This window comes from Oceanospirillum linum, from assembly GCF_001995095.2.
Lineage (GTDB): Bacteria > Pseudomonadota > Gammaproteobacteria > Pseudomonadales > Halomonadaceae > Oceanospirillum > Oceanospirillum linum.
Window position 1 is genome coordinate 1 of record NZ_MTSD02000191.1, and the last position, 404, is coordinate 404.

At 32.2% G+C, this 404-nt stretch carries 1 protein-coding gene; it reads right to left on the reverse strand.

The genetic code is table 11. From position 1 onward, the window contains the following. Positions 1 to 43 precede the first annotated feature (43 nt). A partial coding sequence (locus BTA35_RS19050) for a DKNYY domain-containing protein (protein ID WP_238377642.1) occupies positions 44 to 404 on the reverse strand: 361 nt, incomplete at its 5' end.

Genomic DNA, 404 nt, shown 5'->3' on the forward strand with positions numbered 1-404 from the left:
TTTTTCGTTTGATTATTTTACAAAAAAAAAGCACATCATTCATTCACGTGAAAGTTGATTGACATAGGAACGAATTAGTTCCTTCACTTTTTCGACCATGATAATAAACATTTGATGAATCTTTTGCATAACCATTACCTAATGTCGTAAATGTTGATGTCATTAATCCTGGCATTTTCTCACCTTGATAATAAACATGAAATGCATCTTTTGCATATCCATCTTTAAGAATTTCAAATGAATGAGAATGTGCTCCATCAATGATACGACCAGAATAATACACTCGAAAAGGATCACGAGCATAATCAAAACCAAGATCTTCGAATGCCATTGCAATCATGGAATCAATTCGTTCACCTCGATAACTAACATGAATTCCATCACTAGCATAGTTTGAATTAAAT